Origin of the sequence: uncultured Castellaniella sp., assembly GCF_937988725.1 — a bacterium.
Taxonomy (GTDB): Bacteria; Pseudomonadota; Gammaproteobacteria; order Burkholderiales; family Burkholderiaceae_B; genus Castellaniella.
Genome location: NZ_CALKHS010000003.1, coordinates 443,426 through 449,872 on the forward strand (window position 1 = coordinate 443,426; position 6,447 = coordinate 449,872).

Below are 6,447 nucleotides of genomic sequence, written 5' to 3' on the forward strand. Positions count from 1 at the left end.
TCCCGCATGGCGGAAGGCAGGGACGCGCCCCCCGCGGACGGCGCCGGCCGGTCGATGCCGGGCGGCGGCGTCCTGCTGGCGGTGGGGCTGGCCATCGCCTCGATGATCAGCGTCCAGACCGGCGTGTCGCTGGCGGTGCCCGTGATCGCGGATTACGGGCCGCTGAGCACGTCCGCGCTGCGGATCTGCTGGGCGGCCGTGGTGCTGTTCATCTTCGTGCGGCCGCCCCTGCACCGCTTCAGCGCCGCGCAATGGCGCGCGACGCTGGTGCTGGGCGCCGGCATGGCCGTGATGTCCCTGGCCTTTTTCATCGCCCTGGAACGGCTTCCGCAGCACCTGACCGTGGCCCTGGAATTCTGCGGGCCGCTGGCCGTGGCCGCCCTGGGGGTGCGCGGCTGGCGGGCCCTGGCCTGGCCCCTGCTGGCCGCCATCGGCATCCTGCTGCTGGCCTGGGGCGACGCGCATGACGGCCCGGGCGCCGACCCGGTCGGCATCGCCTTCGCCTTGCTGGCGGCCGGCGGCTGGGCCGTCTACATCATCATGATGAAACGCGTCGGCCGAAGCCTGCCGGGCCTGCAGGGCCTGTCGGCCTCGCTGCTGGCGGCGGCCGCGCTGTCGCTGCCCTTCGCCATGGCGGAATCCGGCACGGCCCTGTTCCCCTGGCAGCAGCTGGGGCTGACGGCGGGCCTGGCGGTGCTGGTGCCGCTGGTGCCCTACATCCTGGAAATGCAGGCCCTGCGCCGCCTGCCAGCGGCCGCCTTCGGCGTGCTGATGAGCCTGGAGCCCGCCATCGGCGCCCTGTCGGGCTGGCTGATACTGGGGCAGGGCATGGATGGCGGCCAGATGCTGGGCGTGGGCCTGGTGGTGGCCGCCAGCATCGGCGTGGTGCGGGCGGGCCGCTAGGCGGTCAGCATTCCACCACGTTGACCGCCAGGCCCCCGCGCGACGTTTCCTTGTATTTGGACTTCATGTCGGCGCCGGTCTGACGCATGGTTTCGATCACCATGTCCAGCGTCACGTGGTGCTTGCCGTTGCCATGCAGCGCCAGGCGCGACGCGTTGATCGCCTTGTTGCCGCCCATGGCGTTGCGCTCGATGCAGGGAATCTGCACCAGCCCCCCCACCGGGTCGCAGGTCAGGCCCAGATTGTGTTCCATGCCGATCTCGGCCGCATTTTCGATCTGCGCCACGGTGCCGCCCATCACGGCCGTCAGGCCGGCGGCGGCCATGGAACAGGCCACGCCGACTTCGCCCTGGCAGCCGACCTCCGCCCCGGAAATCGAGGCGTTTTCCTTGTACAGGAAACCGATGGCGGCCGCCGTCAGCAGAAAGTCCACCACGCCGTCTTCCGACCAGCCGGGGATGAAGGTGCGGTAATAGCGCAGCACCGCCGGCAGCAGGCCCGAGGCCCCGTTGGTCGGCGCCGTGACCACGCGGCCGCTGGCGGCGTTTTCCTCGTTCACGGCCATGGCGTAGAGATTGACCCAGTCCATGGCGAACATCACGTCGTCCGGGCTGGACGGGCAGGGGGTCCTGGATTCGCCCGATTTCGCCTTCAGTTCGCGATACAGGGCCGGCGCCCGGCGGCGGACCTTCAGCCCGCCGGGCAGGATCTCGTCGGCGAAGTCGCCCTGCAGGCCGCAGCCCCGGTCGATGGCGTCGTCCATGACCCGGGCGATGCGCAGCACCCCCGCGCGGACCTCGTCCGCCGATCGCAGCGTGGTTTCGTTGGCCATCATCAGCTGCGGGATGCTGAGCCCGTGGCGGGCGCACTGGGCCATCAGTTCCGCCGCATTGGCGAAGGGGTAGGGCATGGGCTCGTGCTCGGGCACGGTTTCATCGGTTTCGATGCTGTCCAGCGCCCGGATGAAGCCCCCGCCGATGGAGACGTAGCGTTCGTCGAGCACGGTGCGGCCCCGGTCGTCCCGGGCGATGAAGCGCATGCCGTTGGGGTGTTCCGGCAGGGGCTGGACCCGCCCGGAAAACACGGTCTTGGGGTCGAAGGCGATGGCGTGGTGGTTCCACAGGGCCAGGCGGTGATCGCGGGCCACGGCGCCGATCAGTTCGCCGATGGCGGCCGGATCCACCGTGTCCGGGGCCTCGCCCATCAGGCCCAGCATGATGCCCATGTCGGTGCGGTGCCCCGCGCCGGTTTCCGCCAGGGACCCGTACAGGTGGATGGACAAGCCGGCCACCTGGTCCAGCAGCCCGCGCGCGTCCAGGTTGCGGGCGAAATTGCGGGCGGCCCGCATGGGGCCCACCGTGTGGGAACTGGACGGTCCGATGCCGATCTTGAAGATGTCGAAAACGGATAAAGCCATGATGATCTCTTGTGCAATGGGTATGGGGGCATGGCGCGCCGCCGGGCGGCTGCGAATGTTCCCTGCTTGCTTCAGATTCTAGTGATTTGGCAAAATATGGATTGAATGGAAGCGACATTCATCAGGTATTTATATGCCGGTTTCTCTATTTGAGGATTTGTAGCGCTTTGATGTGCTTAGGCCTGGGCTTATATTGATGGTATAAAAACGACTTATCGGCTTTATAAATGAATAAAAGCGACATCGTGGCGGCTGAGAATATTTCCGTGCGCCTGGGCTTCGTCCTGCTGCCCCAGTTCGCGCTGGGCGCCTTTGCCGCATTCGCCGACCTGCTGGGCCTGCTGGATGCCCAGACCGACACGCCCGGCCCGTGTTCCTGGGAAGTGGTGGCTGACACCCTGATCCCCGTGCGCTGCGCCAGCGGCGTGCAGGTCGTGCCCACAGACTTGCTGGGGGACCCCTTGCGCTTCGACTACATCGTCGTCGTGGGCGGCCCCCAGCAGCCGCAGGACAGTCCCGGCCCGGCCCTGCTGGCCTGGCTGCGCCAGGCCGCCCGGGGCGGGCGCCGTCTGGTGGGCCTGTGCAACGGCGTCTTCGCGCTGGCCCAGGCCGGCGTGATGGCCGGCCACCGCCTGGCGGTCAGCAGCAGCCTGTATCGCGAATTCACCGAACGCCATCCGGCCTTCGGGCCGGACGCGCTGGTCACCGACCAGCCCGCCGCCTTCGACCGGCGGCGCATCAGCTGCGTCGGCGGCCCTGCCGTCACCGACGTCGCCGTGCGCATCCTGAGCCGCTACCTGCCCCAGGCCGACATTCGCCGCGCCCTGCGCCTGCTGCAGATCCAGGCTGGCGAACCCCACCGCCAGGTCCAGCCCCCGCCGCCCGACGTTCCCGCAGACAGCCCCCCCGCCGTGCGCCGCGCCGTCCTGCTGATCCAGCAGTACGCCGGCCAGGCCCTGGGCCTGGACGACTTGGCCAGCCGCCTGGGCCTGTCCCCGCGCCAGTTGCAGCGCCTGTTTCGCCAGCACCTGGGCATCACCCCCCAGGCCTACGCCCGCGTCGTGCGCCTGCGTCTGGCCGCCTGGATGCTGCGCCAGACCGACAAGAGCATCGCCGCCATCGCATCCGACTGCGGCTTCGCCGATGCCGCCCACATGGGACGCAGCTTCCGAGCGGAGTACGGTTCGTCTCCTGGAGTGTGGCGCCGCCGGGCAGGCGAGACCGAAAACACCGTATAATGGCGGTCCATTTCCGGGGTGGCAGTCTGCCGCCCCGACTCAGCCCGAGTGGTGAAATTGGTAGACGCAGGGGACTCAAAAATAGGTACTTCTACCTATGGTCAGCCTCGGTTCAGCGTCTACAAAGCCGCGTCGGGCAAGGGTTTGGAGAGATTCTAGGAGGCTGGGCCGGAAACCCGTTTTTCTGTTCAGGAGCCAACTGGGAGCCAGCAGCGATCGTGGCGGCTCCTAGCAGGTAGTACAAGGTAGTAGTGCTGTAGACTGCTGCACAATTTAGCCCGAGTGGTGGAATTGGTAGACGCAGGGGACTCAGACCAAATTTGAGCCCTCCGGGGGAAACCCCAGAGGTGAAGCCCGTCAAACTCGGTGAAGGCCCTGGACGCGAGTCCGAGCTAATGCCGAGCCAAGCCCTTGAGCCGAAAGGTTCGAGGGAAGGTGTAGAGAGCAGACGGCGGGCACCTAAGGCTGGAAAGCTATGGTGAAGGCGTGCTCCAGACCACGAACGCCGTTTCTTCGGAAACGTCGGCGGCGAAAGCCGAAGTGGGAAGAAAATCCCCCGCCGCAAGGCTTGTCGGTTCGAGTCCGACCTCGGGCACCAATTCGGAGCCGCCTCTGTTCACACAGGGGCGGCTTTCTCATTTTTTGGACGACTCGACGATACGCTCGACCGCTTGAATGCGCGATCTGCTGCCATGAACGCGTCTAGCATGAGCGGAATCAGCGTCACGGCATCGACCGCCTCGCTATAGGTCTGCGCGTGCAGCGCCGCATAGCGGTCAAGATCGGCCTTGAGCCGGGCGGGACACGCAAAGGCCAGCTTGACGGTCTGCGTGTCGGGCAGCGGTCCCAGTCGCAGTTTTTTCGGTGGCGTGCTCACGGCATCGGCCCTCGCTGGATGAAAAGTGGCTGGTACGGCCGCAGCATCAAGTCCTTATTGACCATGACGTTGACCTGGAATCCCGGCCGCACGGTCAGCGTCGGCTGGATGCTCAGGTTGCGCCGGGTGATCTCCTGGCCGATCTGGTTGGTGGTGTCCTGCGCGCTGTCGCGCAAAGCGATCACGGTGTTGCCGTTGGCCTGATTCTGATTGGAGACGGCCAGTTCGGCGTTGACCCCCAGCAGCGTGGACAGCGCCGCACCCGCCAAGATGCGGCTCCAGTGCCAGTCCACGCCGTCCTCCAAGCCGGCATAGCCCGCGGGGTCGATGCCGGGCAGCTTGTCCAAGGCAATCGATGAGGTGTCGGGCAGCACCAGACGCAGCCACACCAGCAGCACGCGCCGCTGCCCGAAGGCCACCTGACTGTCGTAGCGGCCGATCAGGCGCGAACCCTGCGGAATCAAGAGATAGTGGCCCGTCGCGGTGTCGTACACCGGCTGCGTCACCTCGGCGATGATCTGCCCCGGCAGGTCGGAGTTGATCCCGGTAATCAGCGCGGCCGGAATGATGGTTCCGGCCATCACGGTGTACGGCGAAGCCGGCGTCTGGAGGGTGCCGGTGTTGCTCGTCGCGGCATCGCCACCCTTCGCCATGAACGCTTCCTTCTGCCCTTGCCGATTCTGGATGGCCATCGGATCGTTGGGCTGTGCCGCCGTGGAAGCCGGGCCGGCGCCCATCGGATTGAATGCACCGGCGGCGGCATTGGCCACCGGCAAGGTGTTCGCCCTTGCCGAAGCGGCGTCGGGCTTTCCCGTGTTGTTGCTGGTACGGAAGAACACCGCCGACCGCGCGACTTCTTCGGCCTGGCGCTGCCGATCGACACTCTCGGCCGACGGCCCTTGGTTCACAGCGCCGCTTTGCAATGGCGTCACAGCCGAAGCCACCCCTACATCACCGGGCAACGGCGGCCCGAGCTGGGGCACGCTCGCGGCAGGAGCCGGTGCGGGCTTCTCGGGCAGCTTGGAATAGTCGGCCGGCAACTGGTCGAGGTCGTCGGCCTTGGCGACGCGATCGACGTTGTAGAGGTTGGTCTGATTGGCGGGGTTGCGTCTGCCCTTCGATTGCAGTGCCCACATCGAGGCTGCGGCAACCGCGACCACCAGGAGCGTGGTGGACACCGCGAGCGTACGCCGGTTGAGCCGCGTGACCGGACGCGGCGCCGCGCGCAGTGCCATGCCCTCGGGCGCGACTTTCGGGGTCGGCTGGGTTTCGCGGTCAGTTGTGTCCATGGCCCGCTCCCGCGGCCACGCCATCGGTGCGCTCGATGCGCACCACGGCGGCCTTCTTTCCACCCAACCGCAACTCAGCAGCGCCGAACAGGCGATCCACGACGTCATAGGGTGCGCGGAACCGGTAGTTCACCAGCTCGCCCTTGCCATCCGGCCCGACCACGAACAGCGGCGGCAACTCGCCCTGCGCGATGCCGGCCGGGAACTGGATGTAGACGTGCCGGCCATCGTCGAAGGCCCGCACCGGTTTCCACGGCGGGTCGTCACCCGTGATCGTATAGCGGAAATGCAACTGGTCGAGCGACAGCCCGCCCGCCACCGGCGCCTGGGCATCGGCGGCCTGCGCCTGGGCCTGCAAGGCCAGCATCTGGTCCTTCGGATACTCCCACGACACCGAGGCCATCCACGCTTTGGGGGTGGACGTGAGTTCCAGCAGATAGGTGCGCCGGCTGGTGGTGATGACGAGGTTCGTCTTGATGCCCACGCGCACCGGCTTGACCATGACGGCGACACGCCGGTTCGCACCGCTGCCGCTGGCCGTATCGCCCACGATCCATTGCACGGTATCGCCGGCAGCGACCGTCACGAGATCCTCACCGGGCTGCAGGCGGATCACCGTCACGCGCCCAGGGCTCGTATAGACCTGGTACAGCGCCCCGTCGGAGAAGGGCCAGACCTGGATCGCGTTGATGTAGCCCTCGCGGGTGGGCGCCATGCTGGCTT

6 protein-coding genes are annotated in these 6,447 nt (G+C 67.3%); 2 read left to right on the plus strand and 4 right to left on the minus strand.

Annotated features, from left to right (window positions below; all coding sequences use genetic code 11):
- Window positions 1–6 precede the first annotated feature (6 nt).
- Complete coding sequence (locus tag Q0263_RS03500) at window positions 7–903, plus strand: EamA family transporter (protein ID WP_298013351.1); 897 nt, start codon at window positions 7–9, stop codon at window positions 901–903.
- A 4-nt stretch (window positions 904–907) separates the two neighbouring features.
- On the opposite strand, the gene Q0263_RS03505 is transcribed toward Q0263_RS03500, so the two are convergent.
- Window positions 908–2,320 carry an L-serine ammonia-lyase gene (locus tag Q0263_RS03505; protein WP_298013353.1) on the minus strand — a complete coding sequence of 471 codons (1,413 nt, stop codon included), beginning with the start codon at window positions 2,318–2,320 and terminating at the stop codon, window positions 908–910.
- Between the two features lie 227 nt (window positions 2,321–2,547).
- Here Q0263_RS03505 and Q0263_RS03510 point away from each other — a divergent pair, with 227 nt between their 5' ends.
- Window positions 2,548–3,558, plus strand: a complete 1,011-nt coding sequence (locus Q0263_RS03510) for a helix-turn-helix domain-containing protein (RefSeq protein WP_298013354.1) — start codon at window positions 2,548–2,550, stop codon at window positions 3,556–3,558.
- A gap of 616 nt (window positions 3,559–4,174) precedes the next feature.
- Here the strand turns inward: Q0263_RS03510 and Q0263_RS03515 are convergent.
- The 3 genes from Q0263_RS03515 to trbG form a co-directional block, all read right to left on the minus strand.
- Entirely contained in the window at window positions 4,175–4,435 is a 261-nt protein-coding gene (locus Q0263_RS03515) for a DUF2274 domain-containing protein (protein ID WP_298013356.1), read from the minus strand.
- On the minus strand, window positions 4,432–5,724 hold the full coding sequence (locus tag Q0263_RS03520; RefSeq protein WP_298013358.1) for a TrbI/VirB10 family protein: 1,293 nt from the start codon (window positions 5,722–5,724) through the stop codon (window positions 4,432–4,434). The genes Q0263_RS03515 and Q0263_RS03520 overlap by 4 nt, the downstream gene beginning before the upstream one ends.
- Window positions 5,711–6,447: P-type conjugative transfer protein TrbG (gene trbG / locus Q0263_RS03525; protein ID WP_298013360.1), on the minus strand; the 737-nt coding region annotated here is incomplete at its 5' end. The genes trbG and Q0263_RS03520, both read right to left, overlap by 14 nt.